This is a genomic window from Spirosoma flavum (assembly GCF_042686045.1).
Classification (GTDB): Bacteria; Bacteroidota; Bacteroidia; order Cytophagales; family Spirosomataceae; genus Spirosoma; species Spirosoma flavum.
The window spans coordinates 12,379-35,568 of record NZ_JBHUOM010000050.1; the positions used below are offsets into that span (position 1 = coordinate 12,379).

The following is a 23,190-nucleotide window of genomic DNA, read 5'->3' on the forward strand; positions in this document are numbered from 1 at the left end:
AAATGAGTAAATTACACTTCTGTAGAGTTATCGCCATTGAATACATACTAGTTAGCTTACAAGGTTAGCCAGCAATAATTGACAAATGCGAGTAGTTTACCGTCAGTGATTTGCACACTTTTTGAATTGCGAGGAAAGTACCGTCTAAATGGGTGTTTTCTTACCTGATTTAAAGTAAATCCCATCGAAAGAGACCGTTAGGTTGGTTTTGCAGTTGGTAGGTGCATCAAAAAAGGTATTGGTTATCGAGTGATTTACGTGTTGACGGGTTTTTACTCGCAATTCGCTTGTTTATCGACATCGGGAGACTCGTGTAGTGGAAATAGTTGACTGATTTAATGAATAACTTGCGAACTTAACGCCTTTACTTAGCTTTGTAAAAAGACCGATATCGTATGCCTAAAAGTACGAAGTCTTCCCATTCTCAAACTGAGATATTCAGTAATGATTCCGAGTTTTTAGAAGCGGATCGACGGGCAACTACTCGGCAGATTCGGCAGGATAGTATGGTTGCCCAGCACAATGATTTGATTCGGGCGCGCTATGATATGTCTCTGCTGGAATCGCGCTTGTTTGTTTGTTTATTAGGACGAATTGACCGGAAAGATAAAGATTTTGTGCTTTGTCGAATTCCCGTTTCAGAATTATATCCTGACGAGAAAATAGGAGGGAAGGCATACTCTCAGGTCCGGGAAGCGGTAATCCGATTGGCTAGCCGGGTCATTCATGTAGAAACTAGAGATGAGCAGGGACGACGGGAAATTGTCAGTAATCCCCTGATGGCAACCTGTCGCTATAAAGAAGGATCGGGTTACCTTATTGCTCAGTTTAATAATTTCGTCAAGCCATACCTTCTGGAACTTCAGGGTAACTTTAGCGTAGCCGAAATTCAAACCCTGTTGGGGTTTCGGAGTTTTTATTCATACCGGCTCTATTGGCTGCTCAAATCGGCTGCGTTCCACCATGATTCTATAAAGCTGGAGCTAGCTTCTCTCAAAAAAACGCTGAATTTGGAGGAGCGTTACCAGAATTTCGCCGACTTCAAGCGTTTCGTTTTAGACATTGCCAAGAATGAACTCAGCCTGACAGATATGGCTTTTGAGTACAAGCAGCTTAAAGAGGGTAGGGCCGTAAGCGCTTTACTCTTCCATCTGTTGCGGCCAGCCGTTGTCACACAGGATGAGATTAAACTGCCGGAAGGAATTCAGCAAACTCTGGCCGAAATAGGAATAAGCCTAAAATCACTCAACGAAGTAAAGGTACGCTACCAGCAAGGACTACTGTCGGAGGATTATTTACGATTTGTTATCCACTATTATCAGGAAGCTAAAAAGAAAGGCCGAATCAAGTCACCAGCCGGTGCTATATACAAGGCATTGATGACTGACCAGCTGAAACAAGAATTTTTAGTCTGGCAGGCTGACCAGTTAACGTATCACTCGCCCAAACCAACGCTTAAAACGCCTAAAGTGGAAGTTATTCCGCTTGACGTGTTGCGTGAACAATTCAGAACATTACATGATAAAAATCTTTCTACTTATGCTTCATTCGAGGCTTACTTAGATTGGATGCTGGAGCAGGAAGAATATGATATGGACGTAGTTGATGGTAAAGAAGTTTTGGTGTATACTGAGCCAGCTTGAGTTGATTTTACTGATATCCGGAGTATATATACAGACTCATACTGGGTGCAAAACGAGAAAGCCCAACTAGCTATAGTTGGGCGTTTGATTGCAATATAAGAAGTTTATAAAGCAATTGATGAACTAGGAAATGTAATTAGGTAATGCCTTATTTTAACGCGGTTGGTAAGGTTACAAAATAAATTCGATTTAGATCAACCCTCCCTGTAGCCGGTAAAATCTTAGCGGTGAAGCCATTCTTTCCATTGTCGACTACCCCAAAATCATCGTCATTGGAAATAGCCAGTCGATTCGTTCCAATCAGGGAAACCCCTTCAGCTTTATCGTGCGGATAGACTGGCGAAATACCGGTTAATAAATCAAAAATCAGCGTTTTAGTGACTGGTACAACTCCTGCGCTTAGAAAACCAGTTTTGTCCTTGAGTTGCTCTACCGTCATGCCGCTGAAAAGTTTACCGTCATCACTGTTATTCGCGTCGGAAATGTCTGTTGCACCGGCCAGATCAAATTTGTAAATTCGCTTAAACGTCGCAGGCTTTGTGGGGCTACCGCCATAGTCGCCGTCACGTTCCAAGGCTAAAAATGTTGTACTGGTAATGGCCGCTATGTCGCTACATCCGGTTAGGCTCGCGTTTTCCATAAGATAGGCATACTGTTTTGTCGCACCCGTAGCAATATCGAAGGTCACAACGCGAATCACGGTTGACCCCGATACCGCTGCTGAAGACGGATTATACATAGGGGATTGCATTAAACCCACCAGTGTTTTGCCATCCGGTGTGATGGTCAGCCCTTCCATACCCCGGTTGGGCCGACGCCGGGCTAATACCTTTGGCAATGTGCGCCCACCGGTACCAGTACCAAATGGGTTGATACGTTCAATCGTTTTACCAGTTGCATCAAAATGGACAATGTGGGGGCCGTACTCGTCACTAATCCAAAATGATCCATCAGGAGCCAGTACTAATCCTTCCGAATCAAGTCCGTCAGCGTTGGGCGCAATCGTCTGACCCATTAAATCAAGTGCGATTTCACCCGTATTGCCCTGGCCGATAGGATTGGGCAGACCAGTCAGTAACTGACCTGCTGCATTTTTGAGCAAAATGGTTTGCTCAAGGATCAACTGGTTTCCAACGACCCGGAATTTGCCGACCTGGGGGGTGAAATCAGCTTTACCAAAAATAATAGAATTTGCTGTTGATCCGGCGGCATTTGGTCCACGGTCAGTTAGTAAATAAAAAACAGCGGGATCAAGAGGATCGGCGGCAATGGCGGAGCCAAATCCACCATTGTAGATAACTGTGCCGTTGGGCGAAGTGGCTAATACGCTAGGGTTAGACGCTTCGGCGAATGTTGGATAGGAAATAGCCGGTAGGCGATGGTCTTCGCAGGCGGTCATTAGTAATCCGCCAGTAAGAACACTAATTAGAGCTAGTCGAACAGGTAAATATGGTCTGCTCATATAGTAGGAGTAAAATTTGGTTTAGCCGACAAAGATAAATGGCCCCATATTAAGCGTGTGTGATCGATTCGGCTAGCCTGTTACGTCTATATTAAGTTTTACAACCTGCCTGATTGGCTAGTTGATTCGTTACGCCCATTCGTAAATTTCTTGAACCATAATTTCTTTAGCCTTCAATGTCTCCTGAACGGCTTTTGCGAAAGCGGTCTTGTCCGATTTACGATACTGTTCCTGATTCAAGATGCCGGAGGGCGGGATAAACCCCTGATTCACTCGCTGACAGGCCGCCCATAGCTGCGGATTCATAGCGATTTTGTATTGTCGAATTGGCGTGTCAGCCCCAAACCACAGTCTGGCTATATTCTCTAAAGTCACTTTCATTACAAGTCCCATACCACTTAAAACAGCTTATTTAATGGATAAAACAGTTAGTTAATTGCCTACTCTGTATCGCGTGAATTGGCCTTTTTAGTTAGCCGAATCGCTATATAAATATTATATCTATTTGACATAACTCAGTTGTTTATTCTTTCTCTATTAACTCGAAATGAAATAGATCTTTCAGTAATTTTTGTCACCTGAAAGAGTACAATTCCAGACCAGATTGATACCATGAACTAGAAGCGATACAAAGACTTGGAACTCGATACGCCAGCTGATTTTATAATACACATATGTTCTTACTGAATGTCAACGACCTTATTTTTACTTGAGATCTTTTCCGGCAATATCCTCCCAGCGGTAGTAATGAAAGGTTTTCCCTTCTGACATGACCACAAATAACCCATGTGGAAATTGCTTACCCAGTGCCAGGTTCGTCACCTCCGAACCATCACTCACCTGAGCGGCTACTTTCACTACTTTCAGCTGTTTATAGTCATTAGGGTTATTGGGTTCACCTTCACGTCGGAAAATATGAAATTGGTTAGCTCCCTGGTCCGAAACGAGCAGATAACCCGTTTTAGGACCAGTTTTATAAATAGAAATGCCCTCGTGATCTTCGGCAAAACCCGTTTTGGCAAATAAAGCCAGTTCCGTATTCCCGTGTTCAGGATCGGCGTAGTACTTGTGTACGCCAACGCCTTCGTCGGAGTAATACACGTAACCAAGTTCATTATCGACTGCAATGGATTCGATTTCTTTCTTGCCGCTCCACGTACCAAACTTTCGCACAACCGTCGCTTTAATATGGCCGGTGCCGTTATCTTCGAGCCGGTATTGCCACAAATATCCCTCTGCTGGACCTTCTTTTCGGCCAACAATGGCGAAAATAGCCCCATCCGTTGGGCGTTTATAAATTGCAATGCCCATTGGCAATCGATTCGCTTCGCCAGTAAATACGTCCAGATTCTGTGTGTCAAGTGGTTCCATGTCAGGTAACCGGAATGTGCGAATGCGCGAAGTGCCACGCTCTGTTACTATGGCTATATCAGTCGGTTTTCCGCTTAACGACAATCCATATACGATATCTACATTGTTAGGTCGGTTCAGATTTCGGACAACCTTGTCAGCGATCACTTTACCCGTTAAGTCAAATACATACAGGGCACCGTCAGCGTCTTTGTCCGTGCCGATAATCAAGCTTTTTGTCGGGTCTGCCGGATTGATCCAAATGGCCGGGTCATCGGTGTCGTGTCGAACGGTATCAGTAATAAAAACGGGTTGGACAACGGCTGTTTTAGCGGCTGGTCTCTGGCAGGAAAAGAGCAGAAGGCAAGCAACCACCGGCAATGAAATTGATAGGCGAAACAACAGGCTTTGATGATATAGTATGTTAATCAGGAAGCCGCCGTGTACTAAATAATTCATAAAATGTGTAAGCAAAAAAGAAATTCGGGCTGGCTTTGAAAAGCTAAAACCAGCCCGAAACACAGCTATTAATTTGTCCCCAAGGCACCGATCGTCGTTGACGGTGCGGGCGATTTATACAACGTACCATTCGCAAAGGAGATGCCATCCGCATACAGCCGTGTGAAACTCGTGGTGCCTTTGCCAATGGCTGGCGAACCGGCCTGAAGATGGAAATCCCAGGTCGTGTTGAAGGCTGCACTTTTCTGGTCTGTGTTGAGCGGATAATTCACAAATTTCGGGTCATTGTCGCCAGCCGTTTTGCTAATTACGTCATTCGTACCAGTCAGAATTTCGGTTGAGGGCTGGAAATTTGTTACGCCTTCGGCGGTGTAGTTATAATATAAATTGTTGCTCACTTTTGAGCGGGCATCTTCCGGATTTTTCGGATCGCGCTTGATGCCGAAACGGTCGTTGGCCAGCAGGTTATTATACAACTCAGCCCGAACCGCAATTTCTACCCAAATGGACCCACCCTTGATCGTTGGCCGACGCCAGCCCGCATTCAACAGCGTATTGTTATACGCAACAACATACGCTTGTGGGGTGCGGTCGCCGGTGTTCGAGAGTTTTAGCGCATTTGTATTAGGGCTATAAATCTGATTGAAGGCTACATCGGCCTGAACACCCGATTTGATGTTGATGGCATCGCCACCCGATACACCCAGCGTGTAAATCTTGTTATTGGCAACAATTACTTTACCGCCCTCAATGTAAAATCCATCTTCGTTCTGGTTATTTAACCGGCTGTTAACGATGACCAATTTCCCATTAACGTTTGAGTAATTTACGGCTGGAACGTGGTTGCCCGCAGCGGCTTTATACAAACCAGCCTTTACAGAAGGCGAACTTTCCGTAGTTACGGCTCCTCCATATTCCAGAATGGCATTATCAATCAACAGTTCAGCGCAGGTTGGTGCGGCAATAATACCGCCCCAGAGTGCGCCCCATTGATTGGCGGTTGTTTTCCAGGTATCGGGTACTGTAAATTTTACGGGGCTGGCCGACGTTCCCATCACGTACAGATTGCCCTTGATAATAAATTCCGGCTTCACCGTTGAGTCACTAAAAACGACTGTTACTCCTTCCTGAATCACTAACGACTGGCTGGCAGGCACCTGCAAATGACCCGTAATTTTATAGGTATTACCCTTCTCCCAAACACCTGAAACATCGCCCGACACGGCTTCTTTCACAATGGGCGTTACGGGGGTTGGTGTTACGACGTTGCTGGTATCATTGCTCTTCGAACAACCTACCAGCATAGCGGCTGACAGTGCGGTCAGAATAAAGACTTGTTTCATGGTAATCAATTGGTTAGTAATTTATTTAAAGTTTATACCGTATTCCCAACAGATACGAGCGTTGGTAAAAGTCGCGTCGAATCAGCGTCTTGCCCGATACATCCTGGTTCGGCACATCGGAGTTTTTACTACTGACATTCTTGATAAAAATCTCGGTTGGTGTGTTGAGTAGATTGTTGGCTTTGACAAAAAGCAGCAACGCTTTTCCAATGCGCTTTTCAGCCGAAGCGTCCATTTGTACGAAGCCTTTCTGGTACAGATCGTTGTCGACAAATTGCGAGACGGTATTGATACGTCCCCCCGTGTAGCTAGCCGCCAGTTGACCATCCCAGCCGTGTTCAGTGTCTTTGTAGAGCAGTGATAGATTTGCTATGTGAGCCGACTGGCCGTAGAGCGACCGTGTCTGATTTACGGTAATGGTCTGTAAGTCACCCTGTTCATTGCGAATGCGCTTTGACTTTGGCGTTGTAATGCTGGAGTTCGTATAGGTGTAGTTTGCTTTTATTCCCCACTGCCGAAAGTACTTGATAGCGTCAAGCTCCAGACCGAAATTGGTTGCGTTCCCGAAATTGCCTGGTCCGTAGTACAAATCCTGTCCCCGAATCGCATCTTTCTGAAGCGTGTACTCGATGGGATCTTTAATGTGCTTGTAAAACGCACCGATCATAAACTGCTCCAGCGGGCGCGGGAAAAACTCGTATCTAAGATCAACGTTATCGGCGATGGCGCGTTTTAGGTTGGGGTTACCGCGCTCCTGGTATTCTTCATTAACGATTCGGTACGGCACGATTTCAAAAAAGCCCGGTCTGTTCAGCGACCGGAAATAGGACAGTCGCCAGTTAGTTTTCTCTGTGGGTCGGTAGCGAAAATGCAAACTCGGCAGCACATCGGTGTAAATCTGACTGCCGGTTGGGTTGTCTTCGCCAATCGGAAATTTCATCGCGTAGTGCTGGTCGGTATGCTCGATGCGAACACCTCCAGTCACTTCGAGCGGTTGGTCGGTGGTGCGAAATTGCAGATACCCCGATGTTGTTTTCTCCGTCGCGTCGTAGTTCAGCGCCGATGCGACCGAACCGAGCGGATTTTGTATGTTCCAGGAAATCTGGTTGTAATTGGTAAAATCGACGCCGTACTGCGCAAAAGGATTCGTAGGCCGGAGCGTGTAATTGTTGTAGAAATTGGTCCGTTGTTTATCGCGATACAACCCACCCGCCATCCATTCTACGGCCATACCTGCCAGACTGGTTTTAAGTGTCAGATTCAGATACCCCGCCAGATCCGTGTCGGAGTTGTGCTCCCATCGACGTTGGCCATCCTGCACAGTTGTGCGCGTTTCAACAAAGTTTTTGCGGATACCCAATAATGGTACGTACGTCTGGTCGGGTACTTCATTGGTCGCCAGCGAATAGACCGCCGACCAGTTTACACCGAAAACGGGCGTCAGTTGATGCGTTCCCTGTAGCGTGCTGTTATATATTTTTTGTTTCGTCAGTCGGGAGCGGGTCTCGTAGCCAAGGGTTGCATTTCCCAATACCGGGTCAAAACCACCAATGCCTAATTCAGTCGATTTTGTTTCGCGAATCTGCTGATTAGCCAGGCTGATGAGTGCGTTGAACCACTGGATTTTATTATTTTCATTGATACGGAAATCCATCTTAGCATGAAGCCCGTATCGAGTCTGATGCTCCGAATATTGCCGCTCACTCTGCTTGGTAAGCGTTATGCCCCGTAACGTATCGACCACATCACCGTTAAAAAACAGGCTGTTACTCCCTCGATATGTGTTCTGTAAACTCCCGGCCAGCATAACGCCAAAACGACGATTGAAAAAGCGGTTGCCAATGGCAAAACTGCCCAGCAAATTTGGGGGTGGATTGTGACTGGTGTATGTCGTTGGCGCTTTGTTGAAGTCCGAAAATTTGGCGCTGTACTGATTGCCATACTGATCGTAGGGCGATTGCGAATTAATATTTTTAGCGTCGAAATTTACGAAGGGCCGATTGAGAAACAGTTCGCTGTAGCCCGACGATACGTTCGCCAGTACCGTTAAGCGGTCAGGTGCGTCCTTCATCACCATGTTGATAGCTCCACCAATAGCGTCGCCTTCCATGCTGGGTGTCAGGGCTTTGTAAACTTCTAATCGGTCGAGGAGTTCAGCGGGAAAGATATCGAGTGGAACGTATCGGTAACGATTATCGGGGCTTGGAATCTTGACGCCATTAACGAGCGTGTAGTTATAGCGTTTGTCCATGCCCCGCAGAATCGCGTACTGTCCATCGCCATTACTGTTTCGCTCAATGGAGATTCCGGATACACGCTGGATAACATTAGCTACCGTGAGATCAGGTGAGAGTTCGATAGTTCGTCCCGATACAATGTTGGTCACCTGCAAGGCATTTCGTTCGAGATCGCGGGCAGTATGGTCGCTGGAACCGTCGCGTTTTGCTTTTATAGTCACTTCGGTAAGCTGACGGTCATTTTCTGCTTCCAGTGGCAGATCAATCGCAAGAATATGATCGTCACTTTTAATGACAATGTCGTGACTCATTGTCCGGTATGACACGTAGCTAATGCGGATTTTGTATAACCCGGTGGGTACGTTCTTAATTAGATATGAGCCGTCTAATCCTGAAATACCATAGAGTTTAGTATGTTCAATGATCAGCGTCGCGCCAACAATTGGCTGACCAGTAGCGGCATCAATAGCACGACCACGGATAGTGCCTCCCAATGCTCCTAGCGAGACGAAAAGTAAGCTAATAAACAGGTATATTTTGCTGATAGAAATGCAATACATAGTGACGAACTAAAACCAGAAATAACCGTTTCTAACGGCACCACAAAAAAAGCCACTTCTATTGGGAAGTGGCTTATCTGCCTTATTATGAGTTTATTAGATCTTACGTAAAAATCTTCTTATTAATTTAATTCACAGATTTGGATAATACCCATAAAATCAAAATGGGTGGAGCAACCAGAATTCTATTTTTAGATATACCTATCTTACTTACGTCGGCCTTAGATAAACAGGTTAGGGAAATCTGTAATAATTCCATCTACACCCAGCTGAATGAGACTATCTATTTCGGCCTTGGTGTTGACCGTCCAGGGGATAATCGACATACCCTGCTGGTGGCAGGCTTTTACCGTTTCGGCAGTTACTGTTTTATAATATGGGCTGTATGTATGCGGAGTGAAGCCTAGGAGTGCCATATTTTCGGCCAGTGTCTTTGCGTTTGCTGTTAAATAAGACAGTGATATAGTGGGAAATTGCTGGTGAATTAGCTGCAACGGACGCGTATCAAACGACTGTATGGTTAGCCGCTTGCCAAGGTTTTTGGATTGACAAACCGCCATTACCAGATCGACAAACGCCTTAGGTTCGGGATGAGCGATTTCATCGCCGGCGGGGGCGGACTTAATCTCGATATTATACATTGGCAAGGGTAATCCCTTGGATTTTGCGTATGTTTCTACCGAATCAATCAGTTCAGAAAGCAACGGTTTGTATGCCTTGAATTTCTGCTGTTGGGCAAACTGAGGATGCGGTTTACTACCCACGTCAAAGGTTTTTATTTCCGCGTAGGTCAACTGATATAAGTTGAGTTTCTTTTGTTCGTCAGTCGTTACAGGGCTACCATCTGGTTTCAGGGATATGTCAGCAGACATGTAGGTGTCGTGCGATACCACCACCTGCTTGTCTTTGGAGATGACCACATCGAGTTCTAGCGTATTTACGCCCAGATCCATCGCTTTTTTCATGGCCGCAACGGTGTTCTCAGGCATGAGTCCCCTAGCACCCCGATGGCCTTCTCGGTTGAATTTGGGTTGTGCTGCTACTATGTGGGCGCAGAAGAGCAGACTTAGTATGGCTATGTTTTTCATAAGATTATCTTTTTTCTGTAGTGTGGCTGGAACGCCAGCCCGGTGGCGTTCCAGCCACACTACAAATGCGATTAAATTTTAAAATCCGTACCGTACACCTAACTGAATTTGGAACGGATCGCCCGATGGCGTAACGGCACCCGTTGCGTTTACGCGGTAGTTAAACTGCTGGGTTGCCTGACTAAAAGCGGGTACGGCCGCGTTGCCCCCTGAAGCTGGAATACCCAGCGCATACAACGCCTGGCTACCCAATGACCGGTTTGTTCCATTGTTCCGGTTCAGCAAGTTGGCCACGTTGAAAGCATCCACCGAAAAGTCGAGGTACTGTCTCTTCTTAAACAACTGGAACCGCTTACTGGCCCGGAGATCGACAATTCCGTAGAAACTATTGATCCCCCCGTTGCGTTGGGCAATCTTGCCCGAAAACGCATTGATGTAATCTTTGAGGCTCTGGCTGGCTGTGGGACTATCCAGCAGGGTCTGTAAACCAGTCCGTATGTTGGCGGCTGACTCCGGACTGTTTCTGTCAAAAACGAAGGCCAGATCATTGGTCCCCACAAAGTCACCATTATTATTGGCACCTGACAGCAGCGAATAGCGGGTACCGCCAATACCCGAATACCGGAACCCGACCGAGATGCCAAGGAACGAAGGCAGCGTACCATAAATGACCAATTTATTGCGGAACTGGTTATCGGAATACGTCATCTGGCTCAGGTTGCGCGGATCGTCTTTTACTAACTGCCCTAGGGTTGCCGTATTGGCTACGTTACCATTGTAGGAGGTATTGTCTTTCGTATCGTTCCAAGTGAAGCTGGCCGATATTTCACCATCCCGGAAATACTGGTAGGTTCCATCAAGCACAACGGCAAACTGGTTGACTTTGCCCTGGCTACCCAGTTCCAATACCCGACCCAGTCGCTGGCTGATGCGGCCCTGCTGCCAGTCGCTCGCGCCATTGGAAGGCATTGAGGCTAGAGGTACATAAACGCCCCGATTATCTTCGTTGGCTAACCGGAAAAATGGGTCCGCTACGATATTCCGGTCGACATACGTATAGTTATGGCGGGCCAGCGACGCATACCCAGTCAAACTAACTTTTAGTTTGTCGGTGAGGTAGTGAGTATACGACAGGTTGGCTTTGTACAGTACCGGCACCCGCGCATCGGCACCGGTCATGTTGATGGTGGGCAGTTGGAAAGCAGCCAGTGAAGGTATGCTGGCGTAGTTGGCCCGGTAAGCGGCAAAATCCGGAGTGGGTATGTTAGGAGCCCGAACATCTACCGTCCCGTAATGTTTACCGTCAAAGGTGAGGTTATTGATGATTACGTAGTTGTTGATGTCAGACGCGAAGACACCAGCCCCGAAACGAATGAAATCTTTATGCTGTTCCTTAACGTCCCAAGTTAACTGCAAGCGGGGCTGCGCTACGAATGATTTAAGCTGGTTGTCGGTGCGTAATTTCAGGTCATCAAAAACCGCCTGGTTGAAGGCCGCTTTCGGATATACGCCCAAATCGAACCGCAAACCGGCGGTCATGTCAAGACCCGGTGCCAGCTTCGTACTCATCTGGCCATACAAACCGGCGTTGAGCGTGTTCCCAACAACGCTTGGATCGGCCACTAAAGGCACTTCCCGAAAATACCGGTAGGGTTGCAGCCGCTCAAACTTATCCAGGGCCGAAGCAGCAACGCCACCGACAACTTCTCCCGTGTAGTGGAAACGTCCGTTAACTTCACTGCCATATAGTGACTTGGCGTGAGTGTACATCACGTCAAGACCAAAGGTGTACTGCGCTTTGTTAGTGTTATAATACAGATTGTCAACCAACTGGATCACGTTATTAGTGAAGCCTTCCTGCGCGAATCGGTGGCCGCCCATCTGGATGTTCGTCGACCGACTGACCTCGTCGATGGTTGACGCTACGTTTTCGACGATGTTACGGGGAATGTTGGCTGCCGGTAGCTGATCGCCGGGGCTGCTTTTCTGATAGGTGTATAAATGCTGAACTTTTAACTCGTTCGTAAACTTGGAATTGAGCGACGTGCGCAGCGTAGCCAGCAGGCTGTTGTCCACGTTGAAGTCGTTCCCGTACGATTCGAAAATGTTGATGGCCGTGTTATCGGCCAGACCCAGCTTATTGCGGTCGTTGGTATAGTTATTGCGAATCGTGAGCAGGTTCTTTTCGTTCAACTGCCAGTCGATACGGGCAAAGGCAGCATCGGAACCCCGAACTTTACCGAACGTGCCATACTGGGGTGTACTCGCCGTGCCGTACTTAGCACTGGCAATGCCCACAAACCGGTCCAGGGTAGCTCTGGTAACCAGAAACCGGCTTTCGTCGGCAGGTGTCTGAACGTCGGCGATAATCAACGGGCGCGAATCCTGCTGGTGATCCCAGACGAGAAAAAAGTGCAGTTTGTCTTTAATGATCGGCCCGCCCAGCGAAAAGCCGAATTGGTTGGTCGAGAACGGAACCTTGCGTGCGTTGCCCCGAATATCGTACTGGCTCGATAGCCAGTTGGCTCGTGTGTAGTTAAAAACGCTACCGGTTAATTTGTTCGTTCCGGCTTTCGTCACGGCACTGATGGTACCACCACCGCTGCGACCGTAAATAACATCATACTGGTTGGTAACCACTTTGAATTCGCGAACGGCTTCGATGGAAATCGAGTAAGGAGCACCGCTACGGCTGGTCGTTGAACCAGCCGACGTTGGGTTCTTGGCGGTTGTGCCGTCGATGGTGAAATTCGTCGACGAGCCAAGCTGTCCGGATAGGTTGGTCCCCCTGCTCAATGGCGACAGATCGGTTAAGGACGTAAAATTGCGGCCATTGACCGGTAATGCAGCAATTGACCGGGCTGATATGGTCGTAGCCGCACCCAGATACTCTGTCTTGTTTTTCAGGCCAGAAGCTACCACCTGTACAACTTCAAGTGTCTGTCCATTATCCTGCATGGCCAGGTTTACCCGGATGGCGTCGCCCTGATTCAGCATATATCCGGTTCTTTTCTGGTCGCCAAAACCCACAAATGTAACGCGAACGGTGTATGGACCGCCCAATGGCAATTCTTTAAACGAGTACTCTCCCTGGGCATTGGTAACCGTTCCGGTAGTAAAACCTGTTGACTCGTTGCGAACCTGAACGGTAGCTCCTGGAAGTGACGATTTCTGGTTCTCCGATATGATTCCTGAAATAGAAGCTTGAGTAGTTTGAGCGCTTGTCTTGTCAATAATGAAACAAGCAAAAACAAAAAATAGAATGAGGTGAAGTACGTGTTTTTTCATGCAGTAGGGTCGTAAAATTTCCCGCTGCAAAGAGAATAAAACTACTCGTCTTTAATGTTAAATTAATGTTGTCAATTTGTTACCATTGTTCTACGTAGATAAGTAGTTTTTGACGACGTAAATCAACGTGGAACTGAGAAATTACTTTCGGGAGATCAGCGCAAACCGTTGCCCATTGACGGTATAATCCAACGTAAAATCAGTGCCATTAATAGAACCGATACGCGCACTGGTGGTTGGATCGAGTACATCATAGTCCCGGCCATTGGCCTTTCGAGTGGTGAGTGTTCCAAAATCATTGGCGCTGGTAGACCCGTTTTTGGTCAAGTTTACAATCACCTCAATCCGGCTGTCACTCGGGTGGCTTACAACAGCTGTTGCCGAAGTGCCGTTGCCATCAGGAAGGTTTATCTTTGTAGAGCCGCTAATAAGTTGACTCACCTGATACGTACCAGCTAAATCAGGTTCTACATCGGTCTTCTTTTTAGGTAAACAGGAGGCTACTGTCAATAAGAAAAAAATAGCAACTATTCCGTTTTTCATATCGCGTTGAATCATCTAAGTGAGTAGTTAGCTTAAATAATATACACATACAACAAGATGGCGGCAGCCGCCACAATACCGATAATCATACCCGCCAAAGCCATCCCTTTGCCTTTGAAACGGTTTGGCTCTTTGCGGATTCGCGATAGACTCAAAGCACCAAACACGACGGCAGCGGCTCCCAGTAATAGCGAGCCTAAACCCGTGAAGATGGCCAAACCACCCGCGGCAATGGCGACGATAGCAAACGGGTCTGTGCGGGGACCGTCGTTCTGCGGACTGGTAGGGCTGTTATATGACGTGCGGTTGCCGCTCGAATTGTTGGTAGACGGTGAGGTACTTCCAGTCGTAAACCGTTCGATTTCACCGTTCGAGTATTTGATACTGAGAACGTCCCGTTTAGAAATCGTGTAATCAGGGCCGTCCTGCCGGTCGCATTTTTTATACCGAATCTCGTTGACCCCAACTTCTTTCACTTTTGCTTCAATTACATCGCCGTTGCGCAAAACGATCTGATCACACTGTGGCGGAGCTGGTTTTCGGGGCAACATATGCTTGAATTGACTCCAAACCGTTGGTCGACGAACCTCAGTTACAATAGCGGCTTCGGTCGGTACCTCGACAAGAGGTGCCGTTTCTTCCCAGATTGGCCTAGTCGAAACCGAAGGCATACTGTTGAGTGAAGCGGTAGCCAACGAATCGGGGATTGGCGTTACTGCTGGTGCTGAAGTGCTTAGTGCCAACCGCTGGTGAGCCGGGTGATAGGTTGGGGTAAAATACGCTGTTGGCGCACGTTGGCAAGACGACAAGCCGCCCAATGATGTAATAGCAACCAGCAAAACAGCAATTGTACAGTGGAATACATTTTTTTTACAGGCCTTGAGGGGCCCCGTTCCGGGTGAGAAAAGAAAGAGTGATTTCACAACAGGTAGTCGTTTTGGTAGTGATTAGGGTCAATCACCGAGGCAAAACTACCGGCTGATTACAGGGTCGACAATACCGCATTTGCATGATTTTTGCCCTAAATGACGGATAAGTGAACACGAAATCGCGTCAATTTTCCCGTTTACTTCCTCCCCAGATACTTATTGACGGCCTCAACTTTAGAATGTACCTGAAGTTTCTGGTAAATATTGAAGATGTGTTTGCGCACCGTAGTCGGGCTGACAAATAACTCATTGGCCACTTCCTTGTGGCTATGCCCTTTCGAGAGCCGGTCCAGAATTTCGCGCTCGCGGGGTGTCAGCACGTCCAGCTCGCTGGGGGCCGTTGAACTGACGTGGAATGAACCCGCAATTTTTCGGGCAATGGTGCTGCTCATGGGTGCCCCGCCTTCGTGTAACTCAGTGATCGCTTCGAGGAGCTTGTGAGGAGGACTTCGTTTGAGAATATACGCGTTAGCACCAGCTTTGAGCGCGTCAAAAACGGTTTCGTCTTCGTCGTACATGGTGCACATCATAAACTGCGTATCGGGGCAAAGGGCTTTTAAGTGCCGAACGCAGTCGATGCCATTCATGCCGGGTAAATCAATATCCATCAGGACGACGTCGACGCAATGGCTCGGTAGATAATCGAGTGCAGATTCGGCATTCTCGAATGTAGCCTGACAACTGAAGCCCTCAGCTCCATCGACCAAAATGGCCAACGACTGCCGAATCGGCTCTTTGTCTTCCACGATGGCGACGGTAATGGAGGTTTTCATCCGGCAATATTGACCTTTTTTCCTCGTCGATACTATACTACGTTTGTAGTATTTTGGCGGTTGGCACAAGCGGATATTGATACGTAATTTTCACCCAGGTACCCTCCGACGACGACGTAATTTCGCAGGTACCCCCCGATTCGCTCATTCGGGTCTGCATATTACCAAGCCCATTCCGTAATCGGGTTCGTTCATTCGGAACAAACCCGTGTCCATCGTCGCCAACCTCAATGAACAAGTGGTCGTTTTCGGGCCGAATCGTGAGTGATATTTGGGTTGCCTGAGCATGTTTGACCACATTATGAAGCGCTTCCTTCACGGTTAGAAATACATTTCTACGATCAGCACCCCGTATGGTAATCTCCCGGGACGATTCATTGACCTGTGTCCGTAGGCCCAAAGTCGTGTTGTCGATAAACTCGCTGGCGTATGCCCGAGTATAGGCGATCAACCCATTAAGGCTATCATTTTTGGTATTTAACGACCAGATTATTTCGTTCATGGTAGTGATCATATCGGTTGATATCGCCGAAATCTTTTCCACTTCGGGGGTAGTCGCCGTACCCATACGCGTTTTGACCACTTCGCTTAGCAGCCCGATGGCAGTCAACGAGGCTCCCAAGTCATCATGCATTTCTTTGGCGATGCGCAGCCGTTCTTTCTGCTGGCCCTGCAACTCCGATTGCACGACCGCCAGTGTGTGGGTTCGTTCGGCCACCAGCAAGGCAGTATCGGATGTGCGCTGGCGCTGGCGTGAGTAGAAATAGGCAAATGTCAACCCACTCACAACGCCTACCCCAATCAGGGCTGCTATTAAAACCCATAAATTCTGACGTTGACGAGCCTGTTCCAGATGGTCAATCTGGCGTTGTTTTTCGGTCAGTTTTTGTCTGGCTTCGGCCTGGCGGAATTTCAGTTCATAGTCTTCCAGCAATGCTTTGGTCTCCAGGGTTGAGAGCGAATCCTTTGTTTGCATGTATTTATCATACCAGGGAATCGCGGCTTTGTAATCGCCTACCCCCAAGTTTGCATTGGCATATTCCCGGTAAATATTCCGAAATTCGGATAGGCCCACGTTGTTCTTTTTCGCTAGCGCATACGCCTTGTTGAGCAATGATTTTGCTTGCCCAAATTGCTTGATTTCATTGTACGTTTCTGCCAGTCCGGCCAACAGATGCAGTTCTTGAAGTGGATTGTTTGACAGACGATTCAGGCGCAGAGCCTTTTGGTAGTAATAAAGTGATGAATCAATATGAGTGAGTTCCTTATGTAGATTGGCGATGTTTCCGTATATATTGATTAAAAACTGAATGTCCCGGGTCGGGTCAAGCATTGCCCTTGCTTTTTGGTAGTAGGCCATTCCCAGTTGCAACTGGTTTTGTTTCACATAAACGACGGCCATACTTTGATAATCCAGCGAGAGATCTTGTGGAGAACTATTCGCCAGTCGATCATACTTGAGAGCCCGGTTGAAGTAGGCAAGTGCCTGCGGATAGAGTTTTTCGGTTTCATAAATAAGGCCCAGATTCTGGTAGAGGACGGCGGCCTTTCGGCGGTTGGGGTTGGCCAGCATAAAGGGAGCCGCCTGCTTAAAATAGCCAATGGCTTCCTTATTTCTGCCCTGCCACTTCGCCGATTGCGCCAAGGCAAAATAGCACGTACTCCGATACTGTTCTGATGTATCCCGCAACGCTTTTTGCAGCCCTTCCGCAGCCAGTTTAGCGGATTCATCGTGGCGGCCAAGTATATCGAGCAGATACGTTATCAGCCGGATACTCTCGAAATAGCCTTTTGTATAATCAATTTTTTGGGAGAATGAAAAGGCTCTTTTGTAATCCTGTAATGCCTTTTCAGGCTGCTGCATTTCAATCGTTTCTGCTTTTCTAAGCAGGGTCATAATATAGGTAGTGTCTGTGGGGTTGGAGACCACTTGAGCAGCGCTACGGACGGTGTAGAGAATCAGGAAAGAAATAAAAATCAGACGTTGTTTAACCAGCATACGTAGGACAATTCCACTAAACCATTGAGTCGCAAAGATAGTGGCAAGCTGTTTAGGTACTCCAAAGATTAATCATTTACCGTAGGATGATCTCCCCAAATAGCCATTATGACCGGCTGTTGTAGGTAGTCTGTTTAGGTAACGACCCGTTGCTTTTCTTTTGATAAACTATATCCAACAAATAGATTAACCACACAGTTAAGGGAGCACTTGCTTTGGCTGTGTTGTAGCCAGGGCAATCAGGCCGGATATCAGTTCTGGGTTATAACTGAAGGTGTTGACTAAACGGGTAAACTCAAAATAGAATACAATCATGAAGAAGGCAGATCAACTTAGCCGGCGGCAAGTTATTCAGGGAATAGGATCAGGCTTAGCCACCGTCGTGGCGGCACCAGCGTTAGGGTCTTCAGGCGTACAGCACTCGGATGCTCCTGAGTCGGTAGCCCTTGTAGACCCCACGACCAACCACCCTAAACCTCCGTTTAAAAGTCAATCCCAACCCTGGCCAGGTCTAGCCAGTAAAATGGATCCTCGTCCTGATCATGGCGAGACCAGTTACAAAGGTTCAGGTCGGTTAAAAGGCCGGAAAGCACTGATTACCGGGGGCGATTCGGGAATGGGACGGGCAGCCGCTATTGCCTATGCCCGGGAAGGAGCCGATGTGGCCATAAATTATTTGCCTGCCGAGGAGCCGGATGCCCAGGAAGTGATCGCGTTGATTAAAGCCGAAGGTCGTAAGGCAATTGCGATACCCGGTGATCTCCGCGATGAAGCTTTTTGCCAAAAACTGGTGGCAGAAGCGGTTCGTGGTTTGGGTGGTTTGGATATTGTCGTTAGTAATGCGGCTCGACAACAAGCCCATGAGTCAATTCTCGACATCTCGACCGAGCAATTTGACTGGACCATGAAAACGAATATTTATGCGCCTTTCTGGATTATCAAGGCGGCATTACCTCATCTTCAGCCAGGATCGGCTATAATAGGTACTACGTCGGAGCAAGCCTATGACCCGTCAGCTAACCTGTATGACTATGCGCAGACGAAGGCGGCTACGATGAACTTCGTTAAATCTCTGGCTAAGCAACTGGGTCCGAAGGGAATCCGAGTAAATGGCGTTGCCCCCGGACCGATCTGGACACCTTTGCAACCCAGCGGAGGTGCGACACAGGAAAAACTAAAAACCTTCGGCGGTGATACCCCGCTGGGCAGACCAGGGCAACCCGCCGAACTAGCGTCAATTTATGTTCAGCTTGCGGCTAGTGATGCCAGTTATGCCACGGGGCAGGTTTATGGTTCCGCTGGTGGTAAAGGACAACCATAAGTCAGGCTATTGACAGATTCATAGAAAAGGCTTTTAGCCGAAAGGCTTGTGGTGTGTTTGACCGCGTTGTTAGGAAAAGCGATAAACCAATCGCAACAACGTTGTCAAACACACCACAACCTTTTTGAATCCATAAATCCACGAATCGTATTAACCAGACTGAGCACCTGACAACAAACAGAATTGAGACTAATTTTGCTCATGCCTCAAAGCACGTGATAAAGCTACCTTCGGGCCGTTACGTACTTTCAACTGGTATCTATGAAAACGGCTTTATTTCTTACAGACGGCTCTGTTGACTCCGCCCTTTCCCTACGTCGCTGGCTGTCAATTGATCCTAAAGCGGCTATTCGTCTAACGGTTGTTCATCCTTACGATATCGAGTTGGGCACTACGCTCACTAAGATTACATGTCGTGCAGCCAAACAACAGGCTGTCGACCGGCTGGAAAATTGGCTTGATTTGTTGCCTCAACTGTGGTCGGGTGAGTTTAAAACGGAAACCCTGCTGGCCACCCCTGAACTAGCGGCTACGATTCACCTGCTACTACGACCCTATACTTATCTACTCGTTGATGATCAGGCATTCGGTTTGCCTGTGAATTCAGATGCGCTGATCAACACGTCTTCAGCAAAAATATGTCGGCTTGGTGATCACAGCCTGGCCCTGCTTTCCTGAAAAAAATCAGCAAAACCCCGCGCTCAGTTTTAACTGGCGCGGGGTTTTGTTGTAAGAGTTAATACGATACTGTCACCTACTTTAGTTGACAGTACTAAAATCAAGGACAATGCGTCCGTCGATCTGGCCCCCTTTCATATTCGTAAAAATCTGATTGATGTTTTCGAGCCGATCAGTCTGGTAATGAACGGTTACCTTCCCTTCGGCGGCAAACGCTAAGCTTTCAGCCAGATCCTGACGTGTGCCAACGATTGAGCCACGAATGGTTTTACGGTTCAGCGCTACATCGAAGATATTGACATCAAAATCGCCGGGCGGAAGGCCAACTACGGCCAGCGTACCCCGCCTGCGCAACATGCCAACGCCTTGCGCAAAAGCCGTTCGGGATACCGCTGTCACCAGTACGCCCTGCGCCCCGCCCACCGAGGCCTGAACAACCGTAGCGGGATCTTCGGTGGTCGCGTTTATAACTAAATCTGCCCCAACGGCTTTGGCCAGCGTAAGTTTTTCCGGACTGATATCAACGGCGATTACGTGCATACCCATCGCTTTGGCGTATTGAACGGCTAGGTGTCCCAACCCGCCGATACCTGATATTACGACCCATTCGCCTGGTTTGACCTCTGTTTCTTTCAGCCCTTTGTAGACGGTGACACCGGCACACAAAATGGGCGCTGCGTCAGCAAACGACAGCGTATCGGGAATGTGGCCTACGTAATCAGGGTCAGCCAGGACATATTCGGCAAAACTGCCCTGCACCGAATAGCCGGTATTTTGCTGGCTGTGGCATAAGGTCTCCCAGCCCGTATAACAGTATTCGCAGTGCCCACAAGCCGAATAAAGCCAGGGGACACCCACGCGATCTCCTTCGTGAATATGAGTTACACCTGTTCCTACGGCCACAACTGTGCCAACGCCCTCATGACCGGGAATGAGAGGCAAGGTTGCTTTTACCGGCCAGTCCCCATCAATAGCGTGCAGATCGGTGTGGCAAACCCCACAAGCTGCAACCTTAACCAATATCTGTCCGACTCCAACGGTTGGTACGGGGACTTGCTCAATCTGTAAAGGCTGGCCATATCCGTGCAGGACCGCTGCTTTCATCGATGATGGAATCATAATGATGAGTAAATAGTGAATGTATAAGTCGATGGTACAAACGTAAGTACTTGACCTACCACCCGATATGATACATATCAGCTGCTGAACAGACATGTATCATATAAGATTTTTAGTTTCCTACGTGGTCCTAAAATTGGGAATATGCCTGCGATTTATCGTACTCTATTTCGCGTAAAATGAACTGAGCATACGGTTTTTCTTCGCCCTGTATAACCCAGGCGGCACTGGCCTGCGTAGGCACACGCACATTATGCATCTGTTGATAAGCTGATAAATGTCCCGTCCAAGTGTCGATGTGTGTCTCGTCGCGATACCGTTGCGCCTGATATCGCACAATTTCGCCTAGTTCATTAAAATCCATTAAGCAAACGACGGTTTGGCCGTGGTCTGTGAGGGTAAGTGTAGCAGAATCGTCATCGATTGGCAACCAGACAGTCCGTCCGCCAGGTAGTAAACTGGTAGGAAACCAAACCGTTTCTGCCAGCCAGCGCAGTAACTCTCCCTGATTGAAGCTCGGGCCAGCTCCCCGAACAATCTGCCATACGCCCAGCAGCCGTACGGTCAGGCTTCCTACCCCTGCTATGTATTGGTCACAGGCGCTGAACCAGCTTGTGTGGCCGATCCAGATGTAACCAGGCTTATCGGCCAGAAAATATTCTTCGCCGGTTATGGGCATCCAATCCTTGTTTAAATCGGTTTTGAATTGTCCATCGTGCCGAAGTCGGGCCGAGCGAAGGTAGGGTTGACCGGGTTTGAGCACACGCCGAAAATACCGCTGTACGGGTGCTGGCAAACTGGCTAACTCAGCGGGATCGTAGATCTGAACCGGGCCAGTTGCAGCCAGAGAAAATAAATTTGCCACATTTTTACGTGTCTGACGCGCTACGAGCCATCGTCCTGTCAGTAACGCTGTAAGAGGAACCGCTAAAGCCGCTAGAATTTTAAGGGTAGTTTTCATAGAGGCTTTTGTTTTAAGAGCCGGAGCATTGTTTAGGCCGTTGCCGATTATGGCTGCTACATCACTATTCAGCTTAAGGGCTTCCACCACCCACAGTTTAGTTCGCGAAACATACTGGCAAACACTACTGTTAGTGCCGCCCCTTCCTGAAATGACAATTCGTCCACGACAGTCATCTGCTCACCCGTCATCAGGGTATCAGCACCGGGTTGACCTATACCAAGAAACGGGCTGGTTAAAGAGCCAAATCGACGTTCGAGAAATCATCGATTAATTGGGGCAGGTCGTTGCTGCCGTCGTCGTAAAGGGTGAGCAGCGGCACTAAAGGCGTATAGGCTTGCGTGTGGGAATTGCCATACCCCGGCAGCGCACTGGACATAGCCTTGTAGCGGGGGATCGTTACCAACAAATCGACCGTATGCTTCATTAGATAGGCATCAATTCCCTCTTTGGCAGTGGGAGCCTGCAAATGGGCTACGGTTGGTTTGATTGGGTTCAAAAACTGACGAATATGGATTTCCTGATCGGGGTGGATCACCTGCTTGCCGGGTGTTTCTATGCTTAGCAGAGTGAGTGATGCTCCTTTGAGCGTCACGAATTCCTTTAACGGGCTAAGCAGTTTGCTGTTCTTCAGACTGGCAAAATCAATGGCCAGGACAACCTGATAAATTGGTTTGGTTAGGGCATCAGTCGGCACCACCAATATATTTGCTTTAAGCTCATGAACCAAACCAACAGCACCATTGCCAAACAACCCATAAATACCGTTCTGCTGGAGACCAATGACCACGAAATCATATCCATCTGCCTTCACTATCTGCTCAACCACATCAAGCAAATTACCTGGTAGAGCCGAGGAGTGGAAGGTGTGCCAGTCATTGGTAGCTTGTTGGCGCAACTCAGTCACAATAGAATGTAATTGGTTGGCACCGGCTGAGCGAGCCGATTCCGCGTTATGTTTAAGTCCGTTAAATCCCTCCGTTTGAGCCGGATAGATGGTAAGTAGGTGAAAGTCAGCGAGGGTATCAGCGAAAAAGGCGCGAGCAAAGCAAAGCGCGTTACGGGACGCTTCCGAAAAATCGGTCAGCATAAGAATCTTTTTCATCCGGTGTTGAGTGATTTAAAACAGTTATGGATGTAATTAGACAGCGGCAAGCATAGGAATTGTGATTAATCGGGCCGCTTCCTGCGCGTCAAATTCGAGTGAAACGTACGGGGTCAATTGTGAGGTTGGGGCATGAATATATAGCATTTTTGTTACAGGCCAGCTGCTCCGCGAAGTGAGCCGCCCGATTGGCACTGGACGAAAAATCGGTAGCAAGAACGGTTGTTTTCATGCGTAAAAGAGGAGTAAAACCAAGCCACTGGCGCGGAGCCGGAATAGTAAATGGGTTTCATTGTCTGATGCGAATGTACCATCCTCGCTCTTCCTGTTAC

Annotated in this window: 18 protein-coding genes; 3 read left to right on the forward strand and 15 right to left on the reverse strand. The window is 48.0% G+C overall.

Features of this window, described 5'->3' with window-relative positions:
• Positions 1-395: 395 nt before the first annotated feature.
• Positions 396-1,643 carry a replication initiation protein gene (locus tag ACFS25_RS31110; RefSeq protein WP_381509017.1) on the forward strand — a complete coding sequence of 416 codons (1,248 nt, stop codon included), beginning with the start codon at positions 396-398 and terminating at the stop codon, positions 1,641-1,643.
• Between the two features lie 148 nt (positions 1,644-1,791).
• On the opposite strand, the gene ACFS25_RS31115 is transcribed toward ACFS25_RS31110, so the two are convergent.
• The 11 genes from ACFS25_RS31115 to ACFS25_RS31165 form a co-directional block, all read right to left on the reverse strand.
• The gene (locus ACFS25_RS31115; protein ID WP_381509018.1) at positions 1,792-3,105 is read right to left on the reverse strand and encodes an esterase-like activity of phytase family protein; all 1,314 of its coding nucleotides are present in this window, start codon (positions 3,103-3,105) and stop codon (positions 1,792-1,794) included.
• Between the two features lie 129 nt (positions 3,106-3,234).
• Positions 3,235-3,411: a hypothetical protein gene (locus ACFS25_RS31120; RefSeq protein WP_381509020.1), complete on the reverse strand. Its 177-nt coding sequence runs from the start codon at positions 3,409-3,411 to the stop codon at positions 3,235-3,237.
• A gap of 399 nt (positions 3,412-3,810) precedes the next feature.
• On the reverse strand, positions 3,811-4,914 hold the full coding sequence (locus ACFS25_RS31125) for a phytase (protein ID WP_381509021.1): 1,104 nt from the start codon (positions 4,912-4,914) through the stop codon (positions 3,811-3,813).
• A gap of 68 nt (positions 4,915-4,982) precedes the next feature.
• Positions 4,983-6,257, reverse strand: coding sequence for a right-handed parallel beta-helix repeat-containing protein (locus ACFS25_RS31130; RefSeq protein WP_381509023.1), 1,275 nt, complete (start codon positions 6,255-6,257; stop codon positions 4,983-4,985).
• A gap of 25 nt (positions 6,258-6,282) precedes the next feature.
• Positions 6,283-9,054 (reverse strand): TonB-dependent receptor, encoded by a 2,772-nt coding sequence (locus ACFS25_RS31135; protein ID WP_381509025.1) that lies wholly within the window; start codon positions 9,052-9,054, stop codon positions 6,283-6,285.
• A gap of 221 nt (positions 9,055-9,275) precedes the next feature.
• Complete coding sequence (locus tag ACFS25_RS31140; protein WP_381509027.1) at positions 9,276-10,142, reverse strand: glycerophosphodiester phosphodiesterase; 867 nt, start codon at positions 10,140-10,142, stop codon at positions 9,276-9,278.
• Between the two features lie 78 nt (positions 10,143-10,220).
• A complete protein-coding gene (locus ACFS25_RS31145; protein ID WP_381509029.1) occupies positions 10,221-13,430 on the reverse strand; it encodes a TonB-dependent receptor in 3,210 nt (1,069 codons plus the stop codon).
• Between the two features lie 141 nt (positions 13,431-13,571).
• Positions 13,572-13,988, reverse strand: a complete 417-nt coding sequence (locus ACFS25_RS31150) for a hypothetical protein (RefSeq protein ID WP_381509031.1) — start codon at positions 13,986-13,988, stop codon at positions 13,572-13,574.
• Positions 13,989-14,005: 17 nt separating this feature from the next.
• Entirely contained in the window at positions 14,006-14,896 is an 891-nt protein-coding gene (locus ACFS25_RS31155; protein ID WP_381509032.1) for a DUF4190 domain-containing protein, read from the reverse strand.
• A gap of 143 nt (positions 14,897-15,039) precedes the next feature.
• The gene (locus tag ACFS25_RS31160; protein ID WP_381509034.1) at positions 15,040-15,675 is read right to left on the reverse strand and encodes a response regulator; all 636 of its coding nucleotides are present in this window, start codon (positions 15,673-15,675) and stop codon (positions 15,040-15,042) included.
• A gap of 37 nt (positions 15,676-15,712) precedes the next feature.
• Complete coding sequence (locus ACFS25_RS31165) at positions 15,713-17,674, reverse strand: tetratricopeptide repeat-containing sensor histidine kinase (protein ID WP_381509035.1); 1,962 nt, start codon at positions 17,672-17,674, stop codon at positions 15,713-15,715.
• A 313-nt stretch (positions 17,675-17,987) separates the two neighbouring features.
• Between ACFS25_RS31165 and ACFS25_RS31170 the strand changes: the two genes are divergently transcribed.
• Together ACFS25_RS31170 and ACFS25_RS31175 are read left to right on the forward strand one after the other, a co-directional pair.
• Positions 17,988-18,995, forward strand: a complete 1,008-nt coding sequence (locus ACFS25_RS31170) for an SDR family oxidoreductase (protein WP_381509037.1) — start codon at positions 17,988-17,990, stop codon at positions 18,993-18,995.
• A 261-nt stretch (positions 18,996-19,256) separates the two neighbouring features.
• Positions 19,257-19,673 (forward strand): hypothetical protein, encoded by a 417-nt coding sequence (locus ACFS25_RS31175; RefSeq protein WP_381509038.1) that lies wholly within the window; start codon positions 19,257-19,259, stop codon positions 19,671-19,673.
• A gap of 81 nt (positions 19,674-19,754) precedes the next feature.
• On the opposite strand, the gene adhP is transcribed toward ACFS25_RS31175, so the two are convergent.
• From adhP to ACFS25_RS31195, 4 genes are all read right to left on the reverse strand, one after another.
• Positions 19,755-20,792, reverse strand: coding sequence for an alcohol dehydrogenase AdhP (gene adhP / locus ACFS25_RS31180; protein ID WP_381509040.1), 1,038 nt, complete (start codon positions 20,790-20,792; stop codon positions 19,755-19,757).
• Between the two features lie 130 nt (positions 20,793-20,922).
• The gene (locus tag ACFS25_RS31185) at positions 20,923-21,753 is read right to left on the reverse strand and encodes a DUF6544 family protein (RefSeq protein WP_381509041.1); all 831 of its coding nucleotides are present in this window, start codon (positions 21,751-21,753) and stop codon (positions 20,923-20,925) included.
• A gap of 235 nt (positions 21,754-21,988) precedes the next feature.
• Positions 21,989-22,858 carry a universal stress protein gene (locus tag ACFS25_RS31190; protein ID WP_381509042.1) on the reverse strand — a complete coding sequence of 290 codons (870 nt, stop codon included), beginning with the start codon at positions 22,856-22,858 and terminating at the stop codon, positions 21,989-21,991.
• 88 nt (positions 22,859-22,946) lie between these two features.
• The gene (locus ACFS25_RS31195) at positions 22,947-23,090 is read right to left on the reverse strand and encodes a hypothetical protein (RefSeq protein ID WP_381509043.1); all 144 of its coding nucleotides are present in this window, start codon (positions 23,088-23,090) and stop codon (positions 22,947-22,949) included.
• Positions 23,091-23,190: the final 100 nt, after the last annotated feature.